The following is a 25,499-nucleotide window of genomic DNA, read 5'->3' as shown; positions in this document are numbered from 1 at the left end:
TGATATTTGTCGAGTGCGACGTGACGGCGGCCGGTGGGAGGAGGCAAAGCGGTGACGGGCGGCAGACTGCGACCTACGGCGCTTTCGTTGTCCGACTGCGCGTGCTGGGCACGCCCCGCGGCGCCAGCACCGGGACGAAGACGCGGCGCGAGGCGCGTGCGGCCACCGGCAGGCCCTGATAAAGCCGCTTCTGCGCCTCGACGATGATCACCCCGAAAAGACCGGCCAGAGCGATCGGCCGAACCGTTCCAGACCGTGGCGCAGCCGAAGGGCAAGCTTGCGCTTCGAGGGCGGAAAGAAGAGCGCCTCCGTCGTGGCGCCGGGCGTGAAGTTGGTCTCGCGCAAGAGCGCGGTCAGCTGCCCGCGGGAATAGGGCCGCCCCGAGCCGAAGGGCGTGTGCTCCATCTGTGCCCAGACGCCGCGGCGATTCGGTACCACAATGATCAGACGTCCGCCGGGCGCCAGCACGCGCCAGATCTCCTTCATCGTTTCGCGCGGGCTTTCGGCAAATTCCAGGGAATGGACCATCAATACGCGATCGATCGAGGCATCGGGCAGCGGCAATTCCTCATCGAAGACCAGTGCCGTCGAGGATAGGTCTGCGACCGGCCAGTTCACCGCACCCTGCCCGGCCGGCATGAAGGCGAAGGTCCGCTCCGTATCGGCACGGAAGCGCTCGAGATAGGGCACCGCATAGCCGAGCCCAAGGAGCCTTTCCTCGGGCAGGCGTGCCCAGATGGAAGCAAGGGCTGAGCTGACCGACTGTTCCGCCATGCGGCCGAGCTCGGAGTGATAGAATTGGCGGAGATCGACGATATCGGTGTGCATGGGCAACATGTTAGACTCCAGGCGGTAGACTTCAAGGCGAGCCTCGCTACATTCGAACCGGGCGGGATCGCCGCTTTCCGATGCCCCACACCGATCGGAGGACCGAAACATGGCCGCGCTCGAACTCGATCTCTTTCTCTGCCGCACCGACAATTACGGTGTGCTCCTCCACGACCGGCTTAGCGGCTCTACGGCATCGATCGATGCACCGGAGGAGCGGCCGATCCTCGACGCGCTCGAACGGCGCGGATGGCAATTGACGCATATCCTCACCACGCATCACCACGGTGACCATGTGGCCGCGAATGCCAGCCTGAAGGAACGCTTCGGCCTCACCATCATCGGGCCGAAGAACGAAGCGCCGAAGATCCCCGGCATAGACAGATCCGTGGGACATGGTGAACGCTTCGACTTCGCCGGCCATCCGGTCGATGTCATCGAAACGCCGGGGCACACCTCCGGCCACGTCTGCTACCATTTGCCCGAGGACAGGCTGCTTTTCGCCGCCGATACGCTTTTCGCGCTCGGATGTGGCCGTCTCTTCGAGGGAACGGCCGAAACGATGTGGCAATCGCTGAGCCGGCTGATGGCGCTTCCCGACGACACGGCCATCTATTTCGGCCATGAATACACCCTTGCGAATGCCCATTTCGCCGTCACGGTCGATCCGGAAAATACGGCTTTGAAGGAGCGTGCGGCCGAGATCGAGGAGACCCGATCAGATGGCGGCTTCACCGCGCCCACGACGATGGGCCTGGAAAAGCGGACAAACCCGTTCCTGCGCGCCGGCGATCCGAAGATCCGCGCGCTGCTCGGCATGGAAAAGGCGAGCGATGCCGCCGTCTTCGCGGAAATACGAAAGCGTAAGGACAATTTCTAAATGGCGGCTCGGGAAATTACGGCGGCGGCTATCATTGAAACGCTGGGTCTCGCCCGGCACCCGGAAGGCGGCTGGTACGGGGAGACGTTCCGCGATGCCAATGGTGGCGCGCGTGGCCACTCGACGGCCATCTACTACCTTCTCGAACGGGGCGACCGTTCGCATTGGCACCGGGTCCACGATGCCGCCGAGGTCTGGCACTACTACGCCGGCGCGCCGCTCGAGCTCAGCATCGCCGAGCCGGGCAGGCCCGCTTCGCAGACCCGGCTCGGTCCCGACCTGCTCGGCGGCGAAAGACCGCAACAGGTCGTTCCCGCCGGCTGGTGGCAATCCGCCACTTCGCTTGGGGAGTGGACGCTCGTCGGTTGCACCGTCGCACCCGGCTTCGACTTCGCCGCCTTCGAAATGGCGCACCCCGATTGGCGGCCGGCTGAGGAGTGAGTTCTACTCCGCAGGCAGCGTGGCCCTGCCCTTTCGGAAGATCATATCCTTTGCCGCAAGCACGGCGCCGCCCGTCACCAGCAGGCAGGCAGCCACGATCCGCCAGGACGGCTCGGCAAAGCCGAACAGAATGAGGATCAGGGTCGAAAGCACCGGCGCCGCATAGCTCGCAACGCCCAGGAACTGGATGTCACCGTTCTTCACGCCGTAGTCCCAGGCATAGAAGGCGGCACCGACCGGCAGCAGGCCAAGCCCCGCCACGGCGAGCCACTCGAAGGTGGTTTCAGGCCAGACCGTCGTTTCGAGTCCGAGATGGCAGAGGAAGGACAGAGCGGACGTCGCAAGGCAGAAACCGGTCACGACATCTGTGGATACCGCATCGAAGCGGCGCGTGATCAGCGAATAGCCGGACCAGGTAAAGGCGCAGAGGAATGCTGCGCCGTAACCGAGTGCATAGGCGTCATCGAAGGCGATGCCGTTGCGCGCAACGATCAGGATCGTTCCGATGAGCCCCGCAAGGGCGCCTGCGACATGGTGCCAGCGAAGCTTCTCGCCCGGCAGCAGCGCCGAGCCGACAACGATGAAGAGCGGCCAGAGATAGGCGATGAGCCCCGCCTCCACGGCCGGCGCATTGCGAAGCGCCGTGAAATAAAGAAAGTGGTAGCCGAAGAGACCGGCAATGCCGATGATCCACACCCTTGCCGGCTGCTTCAGAAGTGCGAGGCGCTCGGGCTTCGACGCCAGGACGGCGATGCCGGGCAGACTGCCTATGAGAAAGCAGACGGCGGAGAGTTGGAACGGCGGCATCTTGCCGGATGCGGCAGTAAAGAGCGCCAGCAGCGACCACATGAGGATCGCGGTGAAACCGATCAGCGTTGCCTTGAACTTCATTCCCCCTCCGCGGCCCTGCTGATCAAACATGTAGACTTCGGCGGACGCGGCCAGCACCCCACCGAATCGCACTGATCTATCGCGCTTAGGTGATTCCGGAAGAGGGAGTGCGATTCTCGGGGCCCGTCAGGAAGAGCCCTGGAATCCCAACGGCGGGCTCAATCGCCGAAGCGCGTCGCCGAAACCGTGACCGCTCCGATCTTCGTCGGTATGCGGGCATAGACCGGAGCATAGACGTCCACGCCGTTCGCCCTCGCGTACCAGATCTCCATCGTTCCCAGGCGGCGCAGATATTCGACGTCCTCGCGGCCCTTCCGGTACCCCGCCTTCGGTACGAAGCGGATGCCGCAGACGATCACTTCGCCCTCGAATCCCCTGGTTTTGAAGTTTCGCGTTCCCTTCGGAGACAGTCTTATGTCGAGCCGGGATTCCCCGTCGAAGATCGGCAGCGTGTTGGGGCAGACCCGGGCTTTTGCCGGAATGAGCAGACCGGAAAGCGGGTCCAGCACATTGCGCATGTCCCGGCTCGTGACCGGCACCCAGTTCTTCGGCAGTGGATTACGCTTCGGAACCATGCTCGCGCGCACGACATTGCCGTTTCGGAAGCTCACATTGATGGCCCGGCCCTTCCGGCCGCTGCGGTAGGACATGGAATATTCGCTTGCCCGGAGATGGTCGCGGTCGATTACTCCGGAGACACGCGTCTGCCCCGTGGTGCGGCTGATGATATCCACGAGGCCCGCGGAATTCAGGGTTCCCGAAATCGTGTAGCGATTCTTTCGACCTCGGTGTGGAACGATGCGCGCGCCAAAGGCAGGCCGGCGAGCGCGATGCTGTAGTCCGTCTGATGCGAGACTTCCGCAGCAAGCGGGGCTGTGGAAAACATCATGGCGGCCAGGAGTGCCGGCGCGCGAAAACCAATGCACAACTTCATGCCCGAAAGCCCCATTCTCTGCTGCATGGCCCTGATACCGGACCGGCTCAAAACTCCATGCAGCGGTTCACAGTGTTTCAGCGACTTGCCGATCCGAAGACAGCCGGCGCATTTATGTCGCAATCCCCGGAATGCAGGCGGTTTGCGGCATAAATGCGCCCGCTCGAAATCTGGCGCAGTCCTCATGGAAAAGATAGCGCATCGGCCGCTCTCTTGGAATGCGTCTTGCGCGCCGGAACGGCCGTGCTTATGAGTGCGGAACAGGCGAAATCGCCCCGATCGCTCGGGAATGCAAAGGTTTGACTTGACTGGCGGGCCACCTGTGACTATAGAACCGCGACTTTCCAATAATGGCCAACAGGAACGCGGCCTGGGCTCTGGGCCCGCTACCGCATTGTCCGGCGGCGATAAGAGAATAGGTGTACCATGTCCCGTAGTTGCGAATTGACCGGCAAGGGCGTCCAGTCGGGCAACAATGTCAGCCATGCCAACAACAAGACCAAGCGCAAGTTCCTGCCGAACCTGTGCAACGTCACGCTGATTTCCGATGCTCTCGGCCAGCGCTTCCGCCTGCGCGTTTCCGCTGCAGCTCTCCGCTCGGTCGAACACCGCGGCGGTCTCGACGCCTTCCTGCTGAAGGCCGACGAGAACGAGCTCAGCATGCGCGCCCGCCTGCTGCGTCGTCAGATCGTCAAGAAGGCTGCCGAAGCCGCCTGATAGCGCCGGTACTTCTGCCGAGATCTTGAAGAGGCTTGCGGGTTTGCCCGGCAAGCCTTTTTCTCGTGTCGTCCATCGCCGCGCAAGCACCTGCCTGCGCATCCGTCAACTGGTGGCATAACCCAGGATAAAAAAATGCTGATCAACCGTACGTTCTACCTTTATGTGGCGCTGATGACCTTCGTGGTCGTGGCGTCGAACTTCCTCGTCCAGTATCCGCTCCCCGGTTCGATCGCCGGGATGCAACTGGGCGACCTCCTGACCTGGGGCGCCTTCAGCTATCCCTTCGCCTTCCTCGTCACAGACCTGACCAATCGCCAGTTCGGGCCGCGAATCGCGCGCCGCGTCGTCGTTGCCGGCTTCGCGGTCGCCGTCATGCTCTCCGTTCTCGCCGCGACGCCGCGCATCGCGATCGCCTCCGGTTCAGCCTTCCTGCTCGGCCAGCTTCTGGATATCTCGGTCTTCAACCGGCTCAGGCGCCAGACCTGGTGGCAGGCGCCGCTCGCGGGCTCGCTGATCGGTTCGGCCCTCGATACGGCGATGTTCTTCTCTTTCGCCTTCGCCCCGTTCTTCGTGTTCTTGGGTGCGAATGACGGCTTTGCGCTGGAAACCGCGCCCGTTCTCGGCCTGCTCAGCGTCGACGCCCCGCGCTGGATTTCCTGGGCGCTCGGCGATCTCGCGGTGAAGATCCTCTGCGGTATCGTCCTGCTGCTTCCCTATGGCGCGCTGATGAGCGTCGTCAAACCCATGCCGGCGGCAAAAGCAACCGCCTGAAACCCTCAGAGCACTTCCGCACGCGGAAGTGCGGTTCAAACATTGGAGCGGCGGGGCATTCGCCCCGTTTCACTTGATGAGCCGGAACTCGAGCATCAGGTTTCGCTCGAGGATCGAGTGGTTGTCATCCGAGACCAGGATCACCCGGATCTCGCCGTCAGGCCGCGAGATGACGTCGAGCGCCTCCATATTGTCGATCTGATAGCTCATGTCCGCTTCCAGCATGACGTCGCCGTCGACCACGGCCCCAGGTCGGATTTTCCCCGCGGCGATACGGCGAACACGCATGCCGAGACCGGAGGCGAAATTGAATCGCCGCTCGAGGAGAAGCAGGTCGCCATCCGGCAGAAAGGCGCCGTCGGTTACCGAATAGGGATCCGCGCGCACGACCGTGAAGGCGCCTTTCATCGGCCCCTCCAATATCCCCGCAAAAAGATTGTCCGCCTTGTCGACGCTGCGCTCGGAGACGACCACGGCCGCGCCGCGAAGCGGGCCGTTCTTCGGCGCAATCGCGATCGTCTCGATGCCGCCATTGCTGCGCAGCTCTTCGACGGAGAACGGCAGGGTCATCTGCCCCAGGGGACGCGCCTCCGCGAAGCCGGGATAAGGATAGATTTCGATGCGCGGCGACTGCTCGAAGCTGACGATCGCCTGACCTCCGCGCAGCGCCAGCCCTTCGGAATCGACCCGCCATTTCTCGAGCTGCGCTTCGCCCGTCGCGTCGGTCATCGGCGTGACCTTGAGATCGGTGAGCCCCTCGAGCCCGCCGGCATCGTCGCGGATGACGGCCCCCTCGACCCAATGGCCGGTGTCCATCACCGCGACGAAGGACTGGCCGTCCGGCAGAAACCGGATCGCCGACAGCGCACCGAACAAAGGGTTGGCCGACGTCATCTCGATGCCGCCCATGAACTCGAGCGCGCCGAAGACCGTTTGACCGGAGCCGACCTTGAACTGGGATATCTGCCGGCTCTTGACCGGAACGATCTCGCGCGCCGGCTCCGCGCGCGCGACAGCAGCCGAAATCAGCAGGAAAAGCACGGCAATGTTTCGGCAGAACATCTGAAGAATGACCTTACGGGTGGCCGCGGCCGGAAATCCGTTAACCGGCGCGACGTGCTCCGCCCGGGCGGCGGCGCATACTCTCGTCCTCGAAGAGCGCCGCAAGCTGATCCGTCATCGCCCCCGCCAGTTCGTCCGCATCGACGATGGTCACGGCGCGGCGATAGTAGCGTGTGACGTCATGGCCGATGCCGATCGCAAGCAGTTCGACCGGCGAGCGCGTCTCGATCTGCTCGATAACGGCGCGCAGATGCCGCTCGAGGTAATTTCCGGGGTTGACCGAAAGGGTGGAATCGTCGACCGGCGCTCCGTCCGAGATCATCATCAGGATGCGTCGCTGCTCGGACCGCGCCAGAAGACGATCATGCGCCCACATCAGCGCCTCGCCGTCGATGTTTTCCTTGAGCAGTCCCTCGCGCATCATCAGGCCGAGATTACGGCGCGCTCGACGCCAGGGCGCGTCGGCGGACTTGTAGATGATGTGACGCAGGTCGTTGAGGCGGCCCGGCGATTGAGGCTTGCCGCCGGCAAGCCATTTCTCGCGCGATTGTCCGCCCTTCCACGCCTTGGTTGTGAAACCCAGGATTTCGACCTTCACGCCGCAGCGCTCCAGCGTGCGCGCAAGAATATCGGCGCAGGTCGCGGCGACGGTGATCGGGCGGCCGCGCATCGAACCGGAATTGTCGATCAGGAGCGTGACGACCGTGTCGCGGAAGTTCGTGTCCTTCTCGCGTTTGAAGGAGAGCGGCTGCATCGGATCGATGATGATGCGCTGCAGGCGGGCGGAGTCGAGATAGCCCTCTTCGAGATCGAACTCCCAGGAGCGGTTCTGCTGTGCCATCAGGCGGCGCTGCAGGCGGTTTGCGAGGCGTCCGACCGCGCCCTGGAGATGGGCGAGCTGCTTGTCGAGAAAGGCGCGCAACCGATCGAGTTCCGCCTCGTCGCAGAGCTCCTCGGAGGCGATGGTTTCGTCGAACTCCCGGGTATAGACGGAATAATCGACCTTCTCGTTGAAATCCGCGAAGGGATGGTTCGGCCGCTTCACCTCGCCGGGCGTTTCGCTGTCCTCGTCGCTCTCGTCCTGGAGATCGTCGTCGGAAATTTCCGCGCCATCCATCTCGCCTTCTTCCATCTGCTCCTCGGCAGACTGGTTTTCGTCGGCGGGCGCGGCGTCGGAGCCTTCTTCCTCGTCGCTGGCGTTTTCGTCCTGCTCCTGGCTGCGCGGCTGGTCCTCGTCGGTCTCGCTCTCCTGCTCGTCCGGCTCGTTATCGTCCTCGCCGTATTTCTCGGCAACATCCATCGAGGACAGCATGTCGCGCACGACGCGGGCGAAAGCCTGCTGGTCGTTGATCGTACCCGCCAGATTGCGCATGTCGGGACCGGCCTTCTGCTCGATGAAGTCGCGCCAGAGGTCGAGGACCTGACCAGCCGACTCCGGCGGCTTCTCCCCGGTCAATTTCTCGCGCACGAGCAGTGCCACCGCCTCTTCGAGCGGCGCGTCCGCTTGAACGTCGATGGCAGCGAAATTCGCCTTGCTGTATTTCTCCTCGAGCATGGAGGAGAGGTTGCCCGCCACGCCCGGCATCCTGAGTGCGCCGATCGCCTCGACGCGCGCCTGCTCGACCGCATCGAAGATCGCTCGCGCGTCCGCCCCTTGCGGCGACATCGTCGCATGGACCCGAGCATCGTGGCAGGCCTTGCGCAGCGCCATGGAATCGCCGAGGCCGCGCGCCACCGCCAGTTCCTGGCGGGTCGGGCGCTTGGAGAGCTCCGGCAGCCGGATGCGTTCGGCTGTCATTCCGGGCCGCTCATTGGCGAAAGCGACCTCCAGCTCCGCATCGCCGGCGATCGACCGGATGCAGCCGGAAAGCGCCCGCTTGAACGGTTCGGCGGCGTTTTCCCTCGTAGTCGGTTTCGCCTTGGAATTCGAACTCACGACAATTCCTTCTTCAACCGGATCGGCCGTTATGCGAGCACATCGATTTTCAGGCGGTCGCTTCCAGCACGATGTTGGCAGCGCTCTCCTTGAGTTCGACGCCGAAGGCGCGCTGATAATGCTCGGCGACCAGCGCCCGCTCCAGCTCGTCGCACTTGTTGAGGAAAGTCACGCGGAACGCAAAGGCGATGTCGCCGAAGATATAGGCGTTCTCGGCCCAGGTGATGACTGTACGCGGGCTCATGACGGTCGACAGGTCGCCGTTGATAAAGGCGGCACGGGTCAGGTCGGCGACGCGAACCATCTTGGAGACCGTTTCGCGGCCCTTGTCGGCGACGAAACCCTTGACCTTGGCGGAAACGATATCGACTTCCTTGTCGTGCGGCAGATAATTGAGCGCCGTCACGATCGACCAGCGGTCCATCTGGGCCTGGTTGATCTGCTGCGTACCGTGATAGAGGCCGGTCGTGTCGCCGAGACCGACGGTGTTTGCCGTCGCAAACAATCGGAAGGCCGGGTGCGGGCGGATGACGCGGCTCTGGTCGAGCAGCGTCAGGCGGCCGGAGGACTCCAGCACGCGCTGGATCACGAACATGACGTCCGGCCGGCCGGCATCATATTCGTCGAAGACGAGCGCGACATTGTGCTGATAGGCCCAGGGCAGAATGCCGTCCTTGAACTCGGTCACCTGAAGCCCGTCCTTGACGACGATCGCGTCCTTGCCGACGAGATCGATGCGGCTGACATGGCTGTCGAGGTTGACGCGCACGCATGGCCAGTTGAGCCGCGCCGCGACCTGCTCGATATGGGTCGACTTGCCGGTGCCGTGATAACCGGAAACCATCACGCGCCGGTTGTGGGCGAAGCCGGCGAGAATGGCGAGCGTCGTCTCGCGATCGAAGAGGTAGTCCGGGTCGATTTCGGGCACATAGGCATCGCCCTTCGAATAGGCCGGAACGCGCAAATCCGTGTCGATGCCGAAAGCCTCCCGGACAGAGACCGTCGTGTCGGGGAGGTTGGAAATGTCGAGGTCAATCTTGCTCATCATAACTCCAGAGCGGACGCCCGCCGGCACCCGCGCATTCGCCTGCAGATAGTGCTTCTGTCATAATCCGGGTTGTTAGCAGAAACCAGCCTGTTTTAACAATTGGTAGGCTTGAATAACCGCCCGGAAGCGGTCTTCCGATCCCCTGTCTCCGCCATTTGCGTCGGGGTGGTGCTTCTTGACGAGCTCCTTGTATGCCGCCTTGATGTCGGCGGTCGTCGCCGAGGCCGCAAGGCCCAGCGTCTCGAAGGCCTTCGCCTCGAGCGTCTTCAGCTTGCGCAGGCGCGGCTCGTGCCGTGCCTGTCGGGCGCGCGCCTCGTTGAAAAATCCGAAAGGATCTCGCATGCGCGCCTGTGCGCCGGCGGAGCCGGAACGCGTCTGCGACTGTGTCGGGCCGTTGCGGGCGCTCTTGTTGACGCCGACCGTCCAGGTCGGACGATGGCCGGTCACCGCTTCCTTCTGGTAGCGGGCGATCTCGGTGTCGGAGAGGCCGGAAAAATAATTGTAGCCCTTGTTGTACTCCTTCACATGCTCGAAGCAGAACATGAAATACTCGCCCTCGGCATTGCGCCCGACGGGAGCCCGATGGACCGCCGTCTTGTCGCAGCCATCCCATTGGCACACCGGCGCGGACGGCTCCACGCGCGCTTGACCCCGGGGGCGCGTTCGGATGCGGTCGAAATATTTTGAATCGAGCTTCATGACGCACATTATGGGGTTTGCAGAGGGCCACAACAAGAATTGACAAAACGGAATGTTGCTGGCTTTGTGCGGGCATTTTGCATTGCGCGGATGATGCTGCCGCCTGGCTCCAGCCCCCGCAACAAAACAGGGAAATGGGACTGAAAATATGTCGCTGCAACGCCGCATCGAAGAGAAGCTCGTGGAAGCCTTCCATCCCGAGCGGCTGATGGTGATCAATGAGAGCGGTCAGCATGCCGGTCACCAGCCGGAATTCGACGGCGGCGGCGAAACGCATATGCGCGTCCGCATCGTTTCGAGCGCCTTTACCGGCATGAGCCGTGTGGCGCGCCATCGCGCAATAAACGATCTGCTGAAGCCGGAGCTCGATGCCGGCCTCCATGCTTTGGCGGTGGAACCCGTAGCGCCGGGGGAACCGACGCGGTGGTGAAGTGCAAAAGGCAGAGGGTGCGTCGCTGAGCCGCCGTTGCGCACGTCTCTTTGAAGTGCCCTAACCCACCTGCCCCTCGTCCTCGGCCGCGCGGATGCGCAGCTTGGTGATCCGGTTCTTCACGCGCTTCATCACGGTGAAACGCTTCCCATAGAACGTGAAAGCCTGCCGTTCCTCCGGAATGCTCTTCGATTCATGGATCACGAGGCCGGCAACTGTCGTCGCCTCCTCGTCCGGCAACGACCAGTCCAGCGCCCGGTTGAGGTCGCGGATCGGCACGGAACCATCGACGACGATCGAACCGTCGGCTTCCTGACGTACGCCCTGGATGTCGATGTCGTGCTCGTCGGCAATGTCGCCGACGATCTCTTCGAGAATATCCTCCAGCGTGACGAGCCCCTGCACCTGGCCGTATTCGTCGACCACGATGGCAAGATGCAGCTTGCGGCGCAGGAAGGCATTGAGCTGGTCTTTGAGATTGGTCGAATCCGGAACGAACCAGGGCTTCTGCGCAATCTTGACGATATCGAGCGTCTCGGGCTCCACATTCGGCTCGGCGAGCGCCCGGAGCAGGTCCTTGGAATGGACGACGCCGATGATGTTGTCGGCCGAGCCGCGCCACAACGGCAGGCGTGTAAACGGACTTTCGAGGATCTCGCGCACGCAGGTCTGGGGCGGGTCATCGGCATTGATCGCCCGCATGCCTGTCCGGTGGATCATGACGTCGGAAACTTCGAGTTCGCCGAGATCGAGCACCCCGCCGAGCCGGTCGCGGTCCGCCTTGATGACCGACCCTTCGCGGTGGAGCAGATTGACCGCGCCGCGCAGTTCCTCATGCGCGGTGAGCATCGGCAAGTCGGAAGAAAGATTGATGCCGAAGAGGTGCAGGATGCGCCTGACGATTGCGTTGACGAGGGAGGATACCGGACCCACGACGACAACGAAGGGGCGGACCCAAGGCGCAACCGCCAGCGCAAACCGGTCCGGCGACGCGATCGCCCAGCTCTTCGGCAGGACCTCGGAGAAGATGACGAGCAGTACCGTCATGGCGACGGTGGCGATCGCCACGCCCGAATCGCCGAAGAGGCCGATCAGCAGGCTCGTCGTCAGCGACGAGGCCAGAATGTTGACGAGGTTGTTGCCGATGAGCAGCGTCCCGATCAGACGGTCGCGGCGCTCGATCAGCCGGGTGACCATGCCGGCCCGCTCATCGCCGTTGTTCTCCAGCGTATGCATCCGCGAGCGCGAGGCCGCGGTCAGCGCCGTCTCCGATCCGGAGAAAAAGGCGGAAATAACGAGAAGGGAAATAACGGAAAGCAGCGACAGCCAATATTCCGTCAGAAAGCCCAGTAGCACATCGGTCATCGCGGGTGCTTTTCCGTAAGAAAGCTCAACACCTCCGAGGAGGGCACGTCGTCCGCCACGAAGGACTGGCCGATGCCCTTCGTAAGGATGAAGGTGAGCTTGCCTCCCTTCACCTTCTTGTCCTGGGCGATCGCCTCCATCAGCCGATCGGCCGGCGGCAACGCCCCGGGAATGTCGGCCAGGCGCGTCGGCAGGCCGACGGTTTTCAGATGGGCCTCCACGCGCCGCGCATCGTCAGGGCTCGCGAGATTCATCCGGGCTGAGAACTCATGCGCCAGAACCATGCCGATCGCAACGCCCTCCCCATGCACCAGCCGCTTGCTGTCGTAATCGGTGGCGGCCTCCAGCGCATGGCCGAAGGTATGGCCGAGATTGAGGAGGGCGCGACGTCCGTTTTCGCGCTCGTCCGCGGCAACGACGTCAGCCTTTGCCTGGCAGCTGACGGCAATCGCCTCGATCCGGGCGGGTCCGCCTGCAAAAACCGCCTGCCAATTTGCCTCGAGCCATTCGAAGAAATCCGGCTTGTCGATCAGCCCGTATTTCGCGACCTCGGCATAGCCTGCGCGGAACTCGCGCGGGCTCAGCGTGTCGAGCGCGGCGGTATCGGCGAGGACGAGGTCCGGCTGATGGAAGACGCCGATCAGGTTCTTGCCGTGCGGCGAATTGATCCCTGTCTTGCCCCCGACCGAGGAATCGACCTGCGCCAGCAGCGATGTCGGGATCTGGATGAAGCGCGAACCGCGGCGGACGATACCGGCGGCAAAGCCGGTAAGATCGCCGACCACGCCGCCGCCGAGCGCGATCACCGCGTCGTTGCGCTCGATTCTGGCGCCGAGGATGGCCTCGCAAACCGGGATCAGATGCTCGAAGCTCTTGGTCTTCTCGCCTGCCGGCAGGATCAGGGAGACAGCCTCGATGCCGCTTTCCCCGAGGCTCGCCATAAGCGGTTCGAGGTAGCGGGGCGCGACGTTCTCGTCGGTGATGACCGCCATCTTCCGGCCCTTGAGCCGGGAAGCGACCTCCCGGCCTGCCGCGGCGATCAGACCGGGGCCGATGAGAATATCGTAGGAACGCTCTGCGAGATCGACGCGGACCCTGCGCTCGGCGGTTGGCATCACATGGCTGGTCATGGCTTCAGGCTTTCTGATGATCGGCGATGGCGGCGAGAACCTCCTCGACCATCGCTTCCTTTTTCACATCACGCGAGAGAACGGTCAGGTCCGCCTCGGCATAGATCGGATAGCGCGCGCGCATCAGGTTCTCGAGCGTCTGCTTCGGATTCTCGGTCTTCAGAAGCGGCCGCGTGTCGCGCTTGTTCACCCGCTCCCATAGCACGTCCAGGTCGGCGTTGAGCCATATGGTCAGGCCGCCCTTCTTGATATGCCGCCGCGAGCGCTCATTGATATAGGCGCCGCCGCCGGTCGACACCACCCGCGGGCCGGACCTGAGCAGGCGCTTCAGCACGCGCGCTTCCAGCGCCCGGAACTCTTCCTCGCCGTAGGTCGCGAAGAGATCGCTGACCGTCATGCGCGAGACCCGCTCGATCTCGTGGTCGGAATCGACGAAAGGAACGCCAAGCGCCTGGGCGGTCAGCCGACCGATTGCCGATTTACCCGCCCCCATCAGGCCGATGAAAACGAGATTACGCTTACCGAGAGTGCGCTTCGCCCTTTCGGCCAGCGTCGCGGAAACCGGTTCGGTCACATCGTTCATTGCGCTTCAAATTCCCCATTCCTCTCCGGTATCGACAAAACGGCGGGGAGCGTCAAGCCGTCGCTTGGTGTCGCGCGGGCTTCTTGAACTTCAGGGCGGGCCCGTTCATATAGATCACGCATCCGCGCCAGCGAAACGCCCTGCTCGACTGCAGCGATCGTGGTAACGCTTCGAACAGACGGCATGATCCGATGCCGTACCGTTCCTTTCCGGCGCCATGCAGAGGAGACTTGAATGCCCACCCTCTTCCGCTTCCTGTTCATCTGCGCCGTCGGGGCCGGCATGGTCTATGGCGCGATGGTGGCGCTCGTCACTTTCGTCGATCCGGTTGAGCGGGACGTGACGGTGCGCATTCCCTCGGAACGGGTCAACAAGCCGCAATGACGGATATGTCCGCAGCCTACGTCGAATCCTTTCTGGAAATGATGAGCGCCGAGCGTGGAGCGGCGGTAAACACGCTGCAATCCTACGAGCGCGACCTCGAGGACGCGCGTTCCTTCCTGCGCACGCGCGGCACCGGGCTCACCGACGCCTCGGCCGACGATCTCAGAAGCTATCTCTCCCATCTTGCAGGCCAGGGCTTCAAATCGTCATCGCAAGCGCGGCGGCTCTCGGCGCTCCGGCAATTTTACAAGTTCCTCTATGCTGAGGGGCTGCGCACGGACGACCCGACGGGCATCCTCGACGCGCCGAAGAAAGCCCGCACACTCCCCAAGACGCTGAGCATCGAGCACGTCACCCGGCTGATCGGCCAGGCGGAAGCGGAGGCGAAATCCGGCAAGGGCGATGCGATGGCGAATTTGCGCATGCACGCGCTGATCGAACTCCTTTATGCGACAGGCATGCGCGTCAGCGAGCTCGTGTCGCTTCCGGCAAGCGTGCTTGCGCAGAACGGGCGTTTCCTCATAATTCGCGGCAAGGGTAACAAGGAAAGGCTCGTACCGCTGTCGCAGGCGGCGATCCGCGCCATGCGCGCCTATGGCGAACAACTGCAGGAAGACGGTGCGGACAGCCCCTGGCTGTTCCCCTCCAATGGCAAGACCGGCCATCTGCCGCGGCAGGTCTTTGCCCGCGACCTCAAGAGCCTCGCGGCGCGGGCAGGCATCCGGGTGGCGGCGATTTCGCCGCACGTGCTGCGCCATGCCTTCGCCAGTCATTTGCTCGCCAACGGCGCCGACCTTCGCGCCGTGCAGGAACTGCTCGGCCATTCAGACATTTCCACGACACAAATCTATACGCATGTGCTGGAAGAACGGCTTCACGACCTCGTGCAGAACCATCACCCCCTTGCCAAACAGGCGAAAAAACAGGATTAGGTCCGCCTGATGGAATGACTTGGCAGGGCGGCCCTTGTCGAAAAACGATCGGAAACGCGTCTGATGCACAATTATCTCGACTTCGAAAAACCCATCTCTGATCTCGAAGGCAAGATTCTCGAACTGAAGAAGCTCGCCAGCGAAGACGAGAGCGTTAACACATCAGACGAGATCGCCCGATTGGAAGGGCGCGTCCGCGATGCGATGGTCGAGATCTATTCCAAATTGTCCCCCTGGCAGAAGACCCAGGTCGCTCGCCACCCCTCGCGTCCGCATTTCCTGGACTATGCCTCGCGCCTCTTCACCGAGTTTACGCCGCTTGCCGGCGACCGGAATTTCGCCAATGACGACGCGATCCAGGCGGGGCTTGCCCGCTTTCACGGCACGCCCGTCGCCGTCATCGGTCAGGAGAAGGGCAACGACACCAAGTCGCGTATCAAGCACAATTTCGGCAGCCCCCGCCCCGAGGGCTATCGCAAGGCGACGCGCATAATGGAGATGGCCGACCGTTTCGGCCTGCCGCTGATAACGCTGGTCGACACGGCAGGCGCATATCCGGGCGTCAACGCCGAGGAGCGGGGCCAGGCCGAGGCGATCGCCCGCTCGACCGAAATGTGCCTCAACGTCAAGGTGCCGATCGTCACCGTGGTGATCGGCGAAGGCGGCTCGGGCGGTGCGATCGCGATTGCGACCGGCAACCGCGTCTACATGCTGGAGCACGCGATCTACAGCGTGATCTCCCCGGAAGGTGCGGCCTCGATCCTCTGGCGCGACTCGACGCGCGCCAAGGAAGCCGCCAGCAACATGAAGATCACCGCCGAAGACCTGAAGTCGCTCGGCGTCATCGACGGAATAATCCCGGAGCCTGTCGGTGGAGCCCACCGCGACCCGGACGCGGTCATCAGCCGCACGGAAACCGTGATCGGCGACGCTCTCAAGGAGCTTTCCGCACGCAATGGCGACGAATTGCGGGCCGACCGGCGGCAGAAATATCTGAATATCGGCCGTAACCTCTGATTACGGCTCCGTCCGAGCCGTTCCAATCCGAACCATTGCGATTATTCCAGGCGGTCGGCAACCGGAAATCGGACTGTGGCCAAATCTTGGCCATATTCATCAGGTCATGAGAGGTGGCCATTCGCAGGGGGCGCCTGCACGGTTAAGATTTCGTGAAGAATAATAACGTACTGATTCGTTGACGCCTGCCCTTCGTGGAACAGGCGTGCACGGATAGAATGTGGCTAGAACGGGCTTTTGCCGATGCGTTTCAGGAACCTTGTCCTCACCGCCGCTGTCGCAGCCGCTCTTGCGGGCTGCACCAACGAGACGCTCGATTCGGTCAACCTGTCGTCCGTCAAGAACAAGACCGAGTATCAGCTTTCGGGCAAGATGGTCAGCAAGATGCGCGAGCTGGGCATGCAGAAGACGTCCCCGATCCTGTTGCGCATCTTCAAGGAAGAAGGGACGCTCGAAGTCTGGAAGGCGAACACGGCGAACCGGTTCCAGCTTCTGAAGAGCTACAAGATCTGCGCATGGTCGGGCAAGCTCGGGCCTAAGATGAAGGAGGGAGACCGGCAGGCGCCGGAGGGATTTTACCCGCTCTATCCGCACCAGATGAACCCGAATTCGAGCTATTACCTGGCGATCAATACGGGCTATCCGAACACATTTGACAAGGCTAACGGCCGCACCGGCACCCATCTGATGATCCACGGTGCCTGCTCTTCGGCCGGCTGCTATTCGATGACGAACGAGCAGATCATCGAGATCTTCGCGCTCGCGCGCGACGCGTTCAAGGGCGGCCAGGAAAGCGTGCAGCTTCAAGCCTTTCCCTTCCGCATGACGGCGGAAAACATGGCGCGCCACCGCGACAATCCGAACATCGAATTCTGGAAGATGCTGAAGGCCGGCTACGACCAGTTCGAAGTGACCAAGCGCCCGCCGGCAGTGAATGTCTGCGAGAGGAAATACGTCTTCAATCAGCAGGCTGAGGGGCAGTTCAATGCGGCCGGCCAGTGCCCTGCGATGACGACGCCGCCGGCGCTGCAGATGGCGATGGCGAGCTACGACAAGGACTATCGGCGCGACTACGAGAAGGCCTTGAAGAAATTAGAGGGCATGGTCTGGTACGAGCCGACCGAGGCCGAACGCAAGGCGGTGGTCGCCGATCAGCGCAAGGGCCGCGAGCTTGCCTATGCGCCGACCGGCACCTCGCTGGATGCGGGCAAGCTGCTCAAGGTAAGCGATCTCGAAAAGAAGCTTGCCGAACAGAAAGAGGCCGAGGAAGCCAAGCGGGCAACCTTGATCCAGAAGGAAGCGCTGGAAAAGGCGGCCCGCGAAGGCAAGGGCCCGCCGGTGCCGCAGGCCAACCCGCTCGAGCGCCCCGTGGAGCAGGCAGCGGTACAAGCCGAGCCCGCGAGGAAGTCGCTCTGGGGCCTGTTCTCTCGCAACGAGCCGGCGGCCGCGCCAGCCGCACCCGCCGCCGGGACTCCCGCGCAGCAGGCCGCAGGCCAGCCAACCGCTCAACAGCCCGCACCGGGCCAGCCGCAAGCCGCCGCCGGCGGGCAACAGACAGCACCGCCGGCGCAGGACAATGCTCAGGTGGCCGCCGCTCCCGCCGGAAATGCGCAAGCGCAAGCACCAGAACAGCAGCCCGCCGAGCAGCCGAAGAAGCGCCCGTTCTGGAAACTCTGGGGCAATTGATGCCCGAGGAAGCGAGGCTACGCTACGATTTGAGGGGGCTGAAATGTCCCCTTCCCGTTTTGAAGACGCGCAAGCGAATGGAAAACCTGGCGCCCGGCGCGCTCATCGAGATCGAAACGACCGACCCCCTGGCCGTGATAGACATCCCGCATTTCTGCAACGAGGACGGGCACCGGCTGGAGCAGGCTGAGCCGCTCGCAGACGGACATCGTTTCCTCATTCGCAAGCGGTGCTAACCAACATAAAAAATGTGCCACGGTTTTCCGTGCCGACCTGAACCGGATAGTGTCAAAAAGCTGGCTCCGAAGCGGGAGCGCTTGGCGGCGCAGCGCGCCTTCGGATCTGTCACAGCCAGTTCTCGACCCTTACACCCGGCATGCGGACGAACTCGCTGGCCACGACAATCAGCCCTTCGCTGCGAGCATTTAGGTGAGCATCAGAAAGAGTCGCGCGTTTCCGCCACCGGCTGCTTACGCTCGCTCATGAAATCCTCGCTGACGTGCGGCCCGTTGGGGAACAGATCGTCCCACCTTTTGCCCTGGGGTACGATCACGCGGCTGCGGCCGATCTTGAGAATATCGACCTGATGCACGCTCTCGGGAAAGGCGACGGCCTTTGGCAGCCGCACCGCCTGGCTATGGTTACTGATGAATACGGTCGAACTGGCCAAGACCCATTCCTTTCTCAAACCCACCGGAGCCGTCAGAACTTCATCCCCGGCACCGCCAGGGGGTTGTCCGCGAGCGCCTGCGCATCCGGTCGGTCGACGCGGGGCTTGCCGGTGAAGGCGTCGAAGAGGTCGCGCACGAATGCTTCCTCGAGGCCTTTGGTGATCAGAACCATTCGCGTCCGGCGATCGGCGGGGTCGGGCCAGGCGGCAAGCCGTTCCGGCGCGTGAAAGACCGTCTGCACGCCGTGCAGCACCACCGGCCTCTCCGGATTGTCGGCGACGGAAACGATCGCCTTCATGCGCAGCAGCTTTTCTCCATGGGCCGAGCGCAGGAGGTCGATGAACATCTCTAGCGCCATCGGTTCGATCGGCCGGTCATGCACGATGCTGAATGAGCGGATGTCCGAACCATGACGATTGACGTCGTGACGGTGGCTCCCATGGCCGTGACCATCTTCGTGGTGGTGGTCATGGTGGTGGTGGTGGTCGTAGTCGTCCGCATGGGCCTCGTCCTGAAGCCAGCGGCCGACATCGGCGACCTTGGTCGAGGCGTCGTAAAGACCGCAGGCGAAGAGATCGGCCCGGCCCGCCTTTTCCGTGTCGCCGTCGATGATCGGCGCGCGCGGGTTGAGATCCCTGAGCTGCGCCTCGAGCCTGCCGATGCCATCATCTTTGGCGAGCCCGCTCTTGCTGATCACCAGCCGGTCGGCCACCGCGATCTGCTTCATGGCTTCCACATGATTGGCGATCGTCTGCTCGCCATTGACCGCATCGACGACGGTGACGACTCCGTCCAGCCGGAAATTCTGGGCAATCACGGGGTTGCCGAGGACGGATTGAAGCACCGGTGCCGGATCGGCAAGACCGGTGGTCTCGATGACGACGCGCTTCAGCGGCTTGATGCGGCCGGTCTGCATCCGGTCCATGAGATCGGCCAGCGTATCGACGAGCTCGCCGCGCACGGTGCAGCACAGGCAGCCGTCGGAAAGCTCGATGACGCCGTCACTCGAAGCCTCGACCAGGAGGTGGTCGATGGAGACATCGCCGAATTCGTTGATGATAACGGCCGTGTCGGCAAGCGCCGGATCCTTGAGCACCCGGTTCAGAAGGGTCGTCTTGCCCGCGCCTAGAAAGCCGGTGAGGATCGAGACCGGCACCACCGGCATTGGACCGTTCATGAAAGACTCCGTTCAGAAGCTCGGGCGCGGGACCGGGATCGGCACATTGGCGATCTCGACCGCATCGCCCTGTGCCGTGGCATCGCTGCCGGCTTTTGCCGTCTTGTCGTCGCTGCCGGGTATGAGGCCGGCGAAGGCAAGTTTCAGCGGGCGGTCGATCTCGTGGATATAGGGTGAAAGCAGCTTCTGCCGGCCGGCCTCGTCACGCCCCTCGCTGCGCACCTTCGCCGCCTGCTTCGAGCAGATTTCCTTGCTGATATCGGCAACCACCTCGCGGGTTTCGCCATACGGCACGATCTCCGCAAGCGAGGGCTTGCCCGTGCTCACCGTGGTAAAGGCCATCTGGAGGAGCCTGGCCGACTCGTCGGCACGCGCTGCAAGGCTGTCTTCGCCGAGCACGACCGAAACCACCCTGCGGCCGCCACGGCTCGCCGAGGAGACCTGGTTGAAGCCCGAGGCGCAAATGAACCCCGTCTTCATGCCGTCCGCGCCATCGAAACGGCCTATCAGCATGTTGTAATTGGGATAGTCCTTCTTGCCGGTGGTGAAGCCTTCCAGCGCGAAATAGGACGCATATTGCGGGAATTCGCGCTTCAGCGTGAGCGCGAGCACCGCAAGGTCCCGAGCGGTCGTATATTGCCCTTTGCCAGGCAGGCCGTTGGGATTGATGAAATGCGACGAGGTCATGCCGATGCGGCGCGCCTCGGCATTCATCTTCTCGATGAAGGCCTGTTCGGATCCGCCGACCGTCTCGGCGATCGCGACGGCGACGTCGTTCGCCGACTTGATCAGCATCATCTTCAACGCGCTGTCGAGCGTCATCTTCTGGCCGGGCTTGTAGAACATCTTGCTCGGCGGCTCCGAAGCGGCGTTCTTCGTCATGACCACCGGGCTTTCCAACGTCAGCTGCCCCGCCTGGATGGCACGGAACGTGGTATAGGCCGTCATGAGCTTGGTCAGCGACGCCGGATACCATTTCTGGAAGATGTCCTGATGCTCGTAGACCTTGAGCGTATCGACGTCGATCACCAGCCGCGGATTGGCCGATGCAGGCAGCGCCGCAGCCAGTACGACCGCGCAAGCTCCCGCAAGCATGCCTATCCTGCTCAATCTGTCGCCCAACGGGAATCGTGCTATTGCCACAATCCAAACCTCGAAATTCCGGAGTTGCCTCGTATCGTCCCGCTATTTAGCCTATATGGCAAGGAGATGGCAAAGCCCATTCATGGGGCTGCCGCGCCAATCCACCGCCCGGACACTCCAGCGGCGAGACTCCAGCCGACGCTGAAGCGTCGGGACTCGCGTGTCGAACCGAAGTGAACGAACAGACCGACAGGAACGAACAATGCCGATTCTAAACCGTGCCGCCGAGCTCAAGAACGAAGTCACCGAATGGCGGCGCCATCTGCACCAGAACCCGGAGCTCCTGTTCGCGGTGGAAAATACGGCAGCCTTCGTCGAAAGAAAACTGAGGGAATTCGGCGTTGACGAAATCGTGACCGGCCTCGGCCGAACCGGGGTCGTCGGCCTCATCCGCGGCAATCGCGGCCCGGGCCGCACCGTCGGGCTCAGGGCCGACATGGACGCCCTGCCGATAACCGAAGCAAGCGGCAGGTCCTGGTCCTCGACGGCCCCCGGCAAGATGCATGCCTGCGGCCATGACGGCCATACGGCCATGCTGCTCGGCGCGGCGAAGTATCTTGCCGAAACGCGTAACTTCGCCGGCAATGTCGCGGTGATCTTCCAGCCGGCGGAGGAAGGCGGCGGCGGCGGCAACGAGATGGTGAAGGACGGCATGATGGAGCGCTTCGCGATCGAAGAGGTCTACGGCATGCACAACATGCCGGGGATGCCGGTCGGCCACTTCGGCAGCCGCGCCGGCCCGGTCATGGCCTCGACCGACGAGTTCACCATTACCGTCAAGGGCCGCGGCGGCCACGCCGCTCAGCCGCACAAGACGATCGACCCGATCGCCATCGGCGCCCAGATCGTCAACGCGCTGCAGACGATCGCCTCGCGCACCGTCGATCCGCTTGCCTCCGTCGTCGTCTCCGTCACCAAGTTCAATGCCGGCTTCGCCCACAACGTCATCCCCGAACAGGCCGTACTCGCCGGCACCGTGCGCGCGCTGACGCCGGAAGTGCGCGACACCGGCGAAGCCCGGATTCGCCAGATCGCCGAGAACATCGCCGGTGCCTACGGCGCCACCGTCGACGTCTGGTACGGCCGCAACTATCCCGTCACCGTAAACCACGCCGCCGAGACCGGTCACGCGCTCGCCGTCGCCTCCACGGTCGCCGGCGAAGGCAACGTCAACGCAGCGCTCGACCCGATGATGGGCGGCGAGGACTTTTCCTACATGCTGCTGGCGCGGCCGGGCGCCTTCGTCTTCATCGGCAATGGCGATACGGCGGGACTGCATCACCCGGCTTACGACTTCAACGACGAAGCCATTCCGCACGGAATTTCCTACTGGGTGAAGCTCGCCGAAACACGGCTTGCCGCCTGAGGCACGGAAAGCGGGAGGCGACCATGCACCAGATCGACAAGACGGACCGGAGAATCCTCAATATCCTGCAGGCGGACGGGCGGATTACCAATCTGGAGCTGGCGGACCGGATCGGGCTTTCCCCGACGGCGACCAGCGAACGCCTGAGGCGGCTGCTGAAGGAAGGTTACGTCTCCGGCTTCGGTGCGCGTCTCGACCCGCACAAGCTCGGCTTCGGGCTGTTGGTCTTCATCGAAGTGATGCTCGACAAGACGACGCCGGAAGTCTTCGACCAGTTCGCGGCCGCCATAAAGCAGGCGCCCGCTGTGCTCGAATGCCACATGGTCGCGGGCGGCTTCGACTATCTCGTCAAGACCCGCTTCGAGGACATGGCCGCCTACCGCAACTTCCTCGGCCAGGTGCTTTGGACGCTCCCGGGCGTCAAGGAGACCCGGACCTATGCGGTGATGGAAGAGATCAAGAATGACGGGCCGCTGCCGCTGCTTTGAGTAGCGGCAGCGGCCCGCCAGAGCGGGATTAAGAAGTGTGCGGTTTCCGCCCGCATCCCGCGTCTCACCTATCGGAATCGATCACGCCTTGATCGATTCCATGTCGATCACGAAGCGGTAGCGCACGTCGCTTCTCACCACCCGCTCATAGGCCTCGTTGATCTGCTCCATGCGGATCGTCTCGATCTCCGAAACGATTCCGTGCTCGCCGCAGAAATCGAGCATTTCCTGCGTCTCCTTGATAGAACCGATCATGGAGCCGGAAATGCTGCGCCGTGCCGGCACCAGCGAGAAGGCATGGACCGGCACCGGATTCTCCGGAATGCCGACGAGCACCAGATCGCCATCGACCTTCAGGAGGTTGAGATAGGCGTTCCAGTCGATTTCGGCCGCGACCGTGCAGATGATAAGGTCGAAGCTGCCGGCGAGCTTTGTGAATGTCTCCGGATCCTTCGTCGCGAAGTAGTGATCCGCCCCGAGCTTAAGCCCGTCCTCTTTCTTCGAAAGCGTCTGGCTGAGCACCGTAACCTCCGCGCCCATCGCATGGGCGAGCTTCACGCCCATATGGCCGAGACCGCCCAAGCCGACGATCGCCACCTTCTTGCCGGGGCCGGCCTTCCAGTGACGCAGCGGCGAGTAGAGCGTGATGCCGGCGCAAAGCAGCGGTGCGGCAGCGTCGAGCGGAAGGTTGTCCGGGATGGAGAGTACATAGCCTTCCTTGACGACGATATGGTCGGAATAGCCGCCTTGGGTCGGTGTTCCATCTGCCTCGACGCCGTTGTAGGTCACCACCAGGCCCGGCAGATACTGCTCCAGATCGTGGTCGCGCTTGGCGCAGGTCGTGCAGGAGTCGACGAAGCAGCCGACCCCCACCCGATCGCCGATCTTGAACCTGGTGACCTTGGAGCCGACCGCCCTGACGATGCCGACGATTTCGTGGCCCGGCACCATGGGGAAGGTCGAATTGCCCCATTCGTCACGCGCCTGGTGGATATCGGAATGGCAGACGCCGCAATATTTGATGTCGATCACCACGTCGTCGTCGCGCGGTTCGCGACGCTCGAAGGTGAAGGGTGCGAGCGGCTTCGACGCGTCCGTCGCCGCATATCCTCTTGCAATGGCCATGGGTCTGTCCTTCATGTCTGGGAGTGGCATGTCTGCGAGTGGCATGTCTGGGAGTGGCGCGCCCATCGGTCTATGGACCGCAGGCGGCAGGGCGGACTATGCTGCCTCACAAGGCCATTGCGTTAGTGCGATCCTGCAAGACTTTTGCACGATTCTGCGAGAATCGCCGAAGGCAGCTGGCGGAATAGCACCGACAACCTATCTGACCCCCTGTCTCCGCACGGATCTAAGCTATTGGAAAGTCCACCGAAGATGACAGAATCACAGCGCATGCCGCGTCAGGAAATGATCGACATCATTGCCCGGATCGCCGGAGAGGACGGCGATCACCGGACGATTATACCAGGGCTGAGCGTTCACCGGCATTCCGTTTCCGCGAAGCCGAATTGCGCCGCCTACAAGCCGAGCCTGGCGATCATAGTCCAAGGGGCGAAACGTGTCGTGCTCGGTGAGGAAACCCTCGTCTACGGCGCCTCGGACTACCTTTTGACCTCCATCGACCTGCCGGTTCTCTCTCAGATATCGCTCGCCTCGCCCGAGGAGCCCTATCTCAGCATGGCCTTCCAGATCGATACGACGAGGCTTCCGGCGCTCCTCGACGCAATCGGCCCGGAGGCGGCGAAAGCTCCGGGTTCGCCGCGCGGCATGACGGTCAGCAAGCTCACACCCGATCTTGAGGACACGGCGCTTCGGCTGCTGCGGCTCCTCGACAGACCGGATGACATCGCGGTGCTGCTGCCGCTGATCGAGCAGGAACTGCTTTATCGCCTGCTGCTCGGACCGCACGGCGCCAGGCTCCGCCAGATGGCGACCACGGAGAGCCAGCCGCACCAGATCGGCCGCGCGGTGTCCTGGCTGAAGGAACATTATTCCCGCCCCTTGCGCATCGACGACCTCGCAAGCCGCGTCAGCATGAGCGTCTCCTCGCTTCATCACCATTTCAAGGCGATCACGGCGATGAGCCCGCTGCAGTACCAGAAGCAACTGCGCCTGCAGGAGGCAAGGCGGCTGATGCTCGAGGAGCGTCTCGATGCCGGCGATGCCGGCCACAAGGTCGGCTATGAGAGCCAGTCCCAGTTCAGCCGCGAATATGCCCGCCATTTCGGCGAGCCGCCGATGCGCGACGTCGGCCGCGTCCGCCGAAGCCTCATCGGCCGTACGATCGGCGAGGTTGAGATGCTGAGCGAGGGTTAGAGCACTTCCAGGAAAAGTGTCGGACGGTTTTCCGCCCGGAGAGCGTAGCCGCTCAGCTTCGTTCGATATCGCGGCGCAGAACGATCGAGGTCGTCAGATCCTCGACATTGTCGAGCTGCGCGACTTCGTTGCGCAGCTCGTTCAGCGCGTTGATCGAAGCGACCTTCACTTCCACGATGAGATCGAGCTGGCCGCTGACAGAGAAAACGCGTCTGACGGAGGAAAACCCGGCTAGCCGGTCGAGCACGCCGAGCGAGGGCGTCCGCTTCAGCGTCACCAGCAGGAAAGCCTCGATCTCCCCTTCCTCCAGCTGGCCGATGTCGGCGCGATAGCCGCGAATGACGCCGGCCTTCTCCAGCCGCGCGACACGCTCGGCCGTCGCACTGCGCGACAATCCGATACGCCCGGCAAGCGACTTCATGGGAATACGCGCCTCGCGGCTCAATATGCTGAGGATCGTTCGGTCTGTCGCGTCGATATCCTGCCTCCTGCGGCCGGCCAGAGGGACTGCCGGGCGGCTGTCGAGCGCCGCCGGCAAGATGACGGTTATTATAACCAAAGTGCCGGTGCAACCGGCGAAATGCCGGATGCACATGCC

The 25,499-nt window shown here is 63.0% G+C and carries 26 protein-coding genes and 3 pseudogenes; 13 read left to right on the top strand and 16 right to left on the bottom strand.

From position 1 onward, the window contains the following. Positions 1-73 precede the first annotated feature (73 nt). Positions 74-828, bottom strand: a pseudogene (locus N0Q91_RS04355) (methyltransferase domain-containing protein). Positions 829-937: 109 nt separating this feature from the next. Between N0Q91_RS04355 and gloB the strand changes: the two are divergent. Further along, positions 938-1,708: a hydroxyacylglutathione hydrolase gene (gene gloB / locus N0Q91_RS04350; RefSeq protein ID WP_275597410.1), complete on the top strand. Its 771-nt coding sequence runs from the start codon at positions 938-940 to the stop codon at positions 1,706-1,708. Further along, on the top strand, positions 1,709-2,149 hold the full coding sequence (locus N0Q91_RS04345; protein WP_275597409.1) for a cupin domain-containing protein: 441 nt from the start codon (positions 1,709-1,711) through the stop codon (positions 2,147-2,149). A 3-nt stretch (positions 2,150-2,152) separates the two neighbouring features. On the opposite strand, the gene yddG is transcribed toward N0Q91_RS04345, so the two are convergent. After that, positions 2,153-3,040: an aromatic amino acid exporter YddG gene (gene yddG, locus N0Q91_RS04340; protein ID WP_275597408.1), complete on the bottom strand. Its 888-nt coding sequence runs from the start codon at positions 3,038-3,040 to the stop codon at positions 2,153-2,155. A 158-nt stretch (positions 3,041-3,198) separates the two neighbouring features. Continuing rightward, positions 3,199-3,989 (bottom strand): annotated as a pseudogene (locus N0Q91_RS04335) (DUF3108 domain-containing protein). Positions 3,990-4,400: 411 nt separating this feature from the next. Here N0Q91_RS04335 and rpmB point away from each other — a divergent pair. Together rpmB and N0Q91_RS04325 are read left to right on the top strand one after the other, a co-directional pair. Further along, complete coding sequence (gene rpmB / locus N0Q91_RS04330; RefSeq protein ID WP_003527451.1) at positions 4,401-4,691, top strand: 50S ribosomal protein L28; 291 nt, start codon at positions 4,401-4,403, stop codon at positions 4,689-4,691. Positions 4,692-4,826: 135 nt separating this feature from the next. Further along, on the top strand, positions 4,827-5,465 hold the full coding sequence (locus tag N0Q91_RS04325; RefSeq protein ID WP_275597407.1) for a VUT family protein: 639 nt from the start codon (positions 4,827-4,829) through the stop codon (positions 5,463-5,465). 69 nt (positions 5,466-5,534) lie between these two features. On the opposite strand, the gene N0Q91_RS04320 is transcribed toward N0Q91_RS04325, so the two are convergent. The 4 genes from N0Q91_RS04320 to N0Q91_RS04305 all read right to left on the bottom strand — a co-directional run bounded on the left by N0Q91_RS04320 (position 5,535) and on the right by N0Q91_RS04305 (position 10,219). Further along, the gene (locus N0Q91_RS04320; protein WP_275597406.1) at positions 5,535-6,527 is read right to left on the bottom strand and encodes an esterase-like activity of phytase family protein; all 993 of its coding nucleotides are present in this window, start codon (positions 6,525-6,527) and stop codon (positions 5,535-5,537) included. A gap of 40 nt (positions 6,528-6,567) precedes the next feature. After that, a complete protein-coding gene (gene cobT, locus N0Q91_RS04315) occupies positions 6,568-8,463 on the bottom strand; it encodes a cobaltochelatase subunit CobT (RefSeq protein ID WP_018096901.1) in 1,896 nt (631 codons plus the stop codon). Positions 8,464-8,512: 49 nt separating this feature from the next. Next, the gene (gene cobS / locus N0Q91_RS04310; protein ID WP_003527456.1) at positions 8,513-9,508 is read right to left on the bottom strand and encodes a cobaltochelatase subunit CobS; all 996 of its coding nucleotides are present in this window, start codon (positions 9,506-9,508) and stop codon (positions 8,513-8,515) included. A gap of 75 nt (positions 9,509-9,583) precedes the next feature. Beyond that, positions 9,584-10,219, bottom strand: coding sequence for a J domain-containing protein (locus N0Q91_RS04305; protein ID WP_100674170.1), 636 nt, complete (start codon positions 10,217-10,219; stop codon positions 9,584-9,586). 139 nt (positions 10,220-10,358) lie between these two features. Between N0Q91_RS04305 and N0Q91_RS04300 the strand changes: the two genes are divergently transcribed. Beyond that, complete coding sequence (locus N0Q91_RS04300; protein WP_275597405.1) at positions 10,359-10,640, top strand: BolA family protein; 282 nt, start codon at positions 10,359-10,361, stop codon at positions 10,638-10,640. A gap of 60 nt (positions 10,641-10,700) precedes the next feature. Here the strand turns inward: N0Q91_RS04300 and N0Q91_RS04295 are convergent, their stop codons facing one another. Genes N0Q91_RS04295 through N0Q91_RS04285 form a run of 3 tightly spaced genes read right to left on the bottom strand, consistent with a single transcriptional unit; the run spans position 10,701 to position 13,718 of the window. After that, positions 10,701-12,005 (bottom strand): HlyC/CorC family transporter, encoded by a 1,305-nt coding sequence (locus N0Q91_RS04295; RefSeq protein ID WP_100674168.1) that lies wholly within the window; start codon positions 12,003-12,005, stop codon positions 10,701-10,703. After that, positions 12,002-13,135: a 3-dehydroquinate synthase gene (gene aroB, locus N0Q91_RS04290; protein ID WP_275597404.1), complete on the bottom strand. Its 1,134-nt coding sequence runs from the start codon at positions 13,133-13,135 to the stop codon at positions 12,002-12,004. Before aroB ends, N0Q91_RS04295 begins: the two co-directional genes overlap by 4 nt. A 4-nt stretch (positions 13,136-13,139) precedes the next feature. After that, positions 13,140-13,718 carry a shikimate kinase gene (locus N0Q91_RS04285; protein ID WP_275597403.1) on the bottom strand — a complete coding sequence of 193 codons (579 nt, stop codon included), beginning with the start codon at positions 13,716-13,718 and terminating at the stop codon, positions 13,140-13,142. A gap of 234 nt (positions 13,719-13,952) precedes the next feature. Here N0Q91_RS04285 and N0Q91_RS04280 point away from each other — a divergent pair, with 234 nt between their 5' ends. From N0Q91_RS04280 to N0Q91_RS04260, 5 genes are all read left to right on the top strand, one after another. Then, positions 13,953-14,102, top strand: a complete 150-nt coding sequence (locus N0Q91_RS04280; protein WP_018096896.1) for a hypothetical protein — start codon at positions 13,953-13,955, stop codon at positions 14,100-14,102. Then, positions 14,099-15,034, top strand: a complete 936-nt coding sequence (gene xerD, locus N0Q91_RS04275; RefSeq protein WP_100674166.1) for a site-specific tyrosine recombinase XerD — start codon at positions 14,099-14,101, stop codon at positions 15,032-15,034. Before N0Q91_RS04280 ends, xerD begins: the two co-directional genes overlap by 4 nt. A 63-nt stretch (positions 15,035-15,097) precedes the next feature. Further along, a complete protein-coding gene (locus N0Q91_RS04270; RefSeq protein WP_003527479.1) occupies positions 15,098-16,051 on the top strand; it encodes an acetyl-CoA carboxylase carboxyltransferase subunit alpha in 954 nt (317 codons plus the stop codon). A gap of 243 nt (positions 16,052-16,294) precedes the next feature. After that, the gene (locus N0Q91_RS04265; RefSeq protein WP_275597402.1) at positions 16,295-17,737 is read left to right on the top strand and encodes a L,D-transpeptidase family protein; all 1,443 of its coding nucleotides are present in this window, start codon (positions 16,295-16,297) and stop codon (positions 17,735-17,737) included. Next, positions 17,737-17,973, top strand: coding sequence for a sulfurtransferase TusA family protein (locus tag N0Q91_RS04260; RefSeq protein WP_275597401.1), 237 nt, complete (start codon positions 17,737-17,739; stop codon positions 17,971-17,973). The genes N0Q91_RS04265 and N0Q91_RS04260 overlap by 1 nt, the downstream gene beginning before the upstream one ends. A gap of 109 nt (positions 17,974-18,082) precedes the next feature. Here the strand turns inward: N0Q91_RS04260 and N0Q91_RS04255 are convergent. The 4 genes and pseudogenes from N0Q91_RS04255 to N0Q91_RS04240 form a co-directional block, all read right to left on the bottom strand. Continuing rightward, positions 18,083-18,163 (bottom strand): annotated as a pseudogene (locus tag N0Q91_RS04255) (VapC toxin family PIN domain ribonuclease); the annotation flags it as partial. 10 nt (positions 18,164-18,173) lie between these two features. Next, entirely contained in the window at positions 18,174-18,407 is a 234-nt protein-coding gene (vapB, locus tag N0Q91_RS04250; RefSeq protein WP_275597400.1) for a type II toxin-antitoxin system VapB family antitoxin, read from the bottom strand. A 32-nt stretch (positions 18,408-18,439) separates the two neighbouring features. Beyond that, entirely contained in the window at positions 18,440-19,585 is a 1,146-nt protein-coding gene (locus N0Q91_RS04245) for a CobW family GTP-binding protein (RefSeq protein ID WP_275597399.1), read from the bottom strand. Between the two features lie 12 nt (positions 19,586-19,597). Continuing rightward, positions 19,598-20,680: a D-alanyl-D-alanine carboxypeptidase family protein gene (locus N0Q91_RS04240; RefSeq protein WP_100674161.1), complete on the bottom strand. Its 1,083-nt coding sequence runs from the start codon at positions 20,678-20,680 to the stop codon at positions 19,598-19,600. 250 nt (positions 20,681-20,930) lie between these two features. On the opposite strand from N0Q91_RS04240, the gene N0Q91_RS04235 reads away from it, so the two are divergent. Both N0Q91_RS04235 and N0Q91_RS04230 read left to right on the top strand, forming a co-directional pair. Then, entirely contained in the window at positions 20,931-22,094 is a 1,164-nt protein-coding gene (locus N0Q91_RS04235) for a M20 aminoacylase family protein (protein ID WP_275597398.1), read from the top strand. 23 nt (positions 22,095-22,117) lie between these two features. Continuing rightward, on the top strand, positions 22,118-22,582 hold the full coding sequence (locus N0Q91_RS04230; RefSeq protein WP_010970133.1) for an Lrp/AsnC ligand binding domain-containing protein: 465 nt from the start codon (positions 22,118-22,120) through the stop codon (positions 22,580-22,582). A gap of 81 nt (positions 22,583-22,663) precedes the next feature. Here N0Q91_RS04230 and N0Q91_RS04225 read toward each other — a convergent pair whose 3' ends face one another. Beyond that, entirely contained in the window at positions 22,664-23,707 is a 1,044-nt protein-coding gene (locus N0Q91_RS04225) for an NAD(P)-dependent alcohol dehydrogenase (RefSeq protein WP_100674159.1), read from the bottom strand. A 252-nt stretch (positions 23,708-23,959) separates the two neighbouring features. On the opposite strand from N0Q91_RS04225, the gene N0Q91_RS04220 reads away from it, so the two are divergent. Then, on the top strand, positions 23,960-24,901 hold the full coding sequence (locus tag N0Q91_RS04220; RefSeq protein ID WP_275597397.1) for an AraC family transcriptional regulator: 942 nt from the start codon (positions 23,960-23,962) through the stop codon (positions 24,899-24,901). A gap of 52 nt (positions 24,902-24,953) precedes the next feature. Here the strand turns inward: N0Q91_RS04220 and N0Q91_RS04215 are convergent, their stop codons facing one another. Next, complete coding sequence (locus tag N0Q91_RS04215; RefSeq protein WP_275598087.1) at positions 24,954-25,496, bottom strand: Lrp/AsnC family transcriptional regulator; 543 nt, start codon at positions 25,494-25,496, stop codon at positions 24,954-24,956. Positions 25,497-25,499: the final 3 nt, after the last annotated feature.

The organism is Sinorhizobium prairiense (assembly GCF_029201645.2).
Lineage (GTDB): Bacteria > Pseudomonadota > Alphaproteobacteria > Rhizobiales > Rhizobiaceae > Sinorhizobium > Sinorhizobium meliloti_A.
This window is presented reverse-complemented; position numbering and strand designations above follow the sequence as displayed.

What these genes read in the sequence shown, in the direction of transcription:
- gloB (WP_275597410.1), top strand. Translation starts at nt 938, where the DNA reads ATGGCCGCGCTCGAACTCGATCTCTTTCTCTGCCGCACCGACAATTAC.
- N0Q91_RS04345 (WP_275597409.1), top strand. Translation starts at nt 1,709, where the DNA reads ATGGCGGCTCGGGAAATTACGGCGGCGGCTATCATTGAAACGCTGGGT.
- yddG (WP_275597408.1), bottom strand. Translation starts at nt 3,040, where the DNA reads ATGAAGTTCAAGGCAACGCTGATCGGTTTCACCGCGATCCTCATGTGG.
- rpmB (WP_003527451.1), top strand. Translation starts at nt 4,401, where the DNA reads ATGTCCCGTAGTTGCGAATTGACCGGCAAGGGCGTCCAGTCGGGCAAC.
- N0Q91_RS04325 (WP_275597407.1), top strand. Translation starts at nt 4,827, where the DNA reads ATGCTGATCAACCGTACGTTCTACCTTTATGTGGCGCTGATGACCTTC.
- N0Q91_RS04320 (WP_275597406.1), bottom strand. Translation starts at nt 6,527, where the DNA reads ATGTTCTGCCGAAACATTGCCGTGCTTTTCCTGCTGATTTCGGCTGCT.
- cobS (WP_003527456.1), bottom strand. Translation starts at nt 9,508, where the DNA reads ATGAGCAAGATTGACCTCGACATTTCCAACCTCCCCGACACGACGGTC.
- N0Q91_RS04305 (WP_100674170.1), bottom strand. Translation starts at nt 10,219, where the DNA reads ATGTGCGTCATGAAGCTCGATTCAAAATATTTCGACCGCATCCGAACG.
- N0Q91_RS04300 (WP_275597405.1), top strand. Translation starts at nt 10,359, where the DNA reads ATGTCGCTGCAACGCCGCATCGAAGAGAAGCTCGTGGAAGCCTTCCAT.
- N0Q91_RS04295 (WP_100674168.1), bottom strand. Translation starts at nt 12,005, where the DNA reads ATGACCGATGTGCTACTGGGCTTTCTGACGGAATATTGGCTGTCGCTG.
- aroB (WP_275597404.1), bottom strand. Translation starts at nt 13,135, where the DNA reads ATGACCAGCCATGTGATGCCAACCGCCGAGCGCAGGGTCCGCGTCGAT.
- N0Q91_RS04285 (WP_275597403.1), bottom strand. Translation starts at nt 13,718, where the DNA reads ATGAACGATGTGACCGAACCGGTTTCCGCGACGCTGGCCGAAAGGGCG.
- N0Q91_RS04280 (WP_018096896.1), top strand. Translation starts at nt 13,953, where the DNA reads ATGCCCACCCTCTTCCGCTTCCTGTTCATCTGCGCCGTCGGGGCCGGC.
- xerD (WP_100674166.1), top strand. Translation starts at nt 14,099, where the DNA reads ATGACGGATATGTCCGCAGCCTACGTCGAATCCTTTCTGGAAATGATG.
- N0Q91_RS04270 (WP_003527479.1), top strand. Translation starts at nt 15,098, where the DNA reads ATGCACAATTATCTCGACTTCGAAAAACCCATCTCTGATCTCGAAGGC.
- N0Q91_RS04265 (WP_275597402.1), top strand. Translation starts at nt 16,295, where the DNA reads ATGCGTTTCAGGAACCTTGTCCTCACCGCCGCTGTCGCAGCCGCTCTT.
- N0Q91_RS04260 (WP_275597401.1), top strand. Translation starts at nt 17,737, where the DNA reads ATGCCCGAGGAAGCGAGGCTACGCTACGATTTGAGGGGGCTGAAATGT.
- N0Q91_RS04245 (WP_275597399.1), bottom strand. Translation starts at nt 19,585, where the DNA reads ATGAACGGTCCAATGCCGGTGGTGCCGGTCTCGATCCTCACCGGCTTT.
- N0Q91_RS04240 (WP_100674161.1), bottom strand. Translation starts at nt 20,680, where the DNA reads ATGCTTGCGGGAGCTTGCGCGGTCGTACTGGCTGCGGCGCTGCCTGCA.
- N0Q91_RS04235 (WP_275597398.1), top strand. Translation starts at nt 20,931, where the DNA reads ATGCCGATTCTAAACCGTGCCGCCGAGCTCAAGAACGAAGTCACCGAA.
- N0Q91_RS04230 (WP_010970133.1), top strand. Translation starts at nt 22,118, where the DNA reads ATGCACCAGATCGACAAGACGGACCGGAGAATCCTCAATATCCTGCAG.
- N0Q91_RS04225 (WP_100674159.1), bottom strand. Translation starts at nt 23,707, where the DNA reads ATGGCCATTGCAAGAGGATATGCGGCGACGGACGCGTCGAAGCCGCTC.
- N0Q91_RS04220 (WP_275597397.1), top strand. Translation starts at nt 23,960, where the DNA reads ATGACAGAATCACAGCGCATGCCGCGTCAGGAAATGATCGACATCATT.
- N0Q91_RS04215 (WP_275598087.1), bottom strand. Translation starts at nt 25,496, where the DNA reads ATGTGCATCCGGCATTTCGCCGGTTGCACCGGCACTTTGGTTATAATA.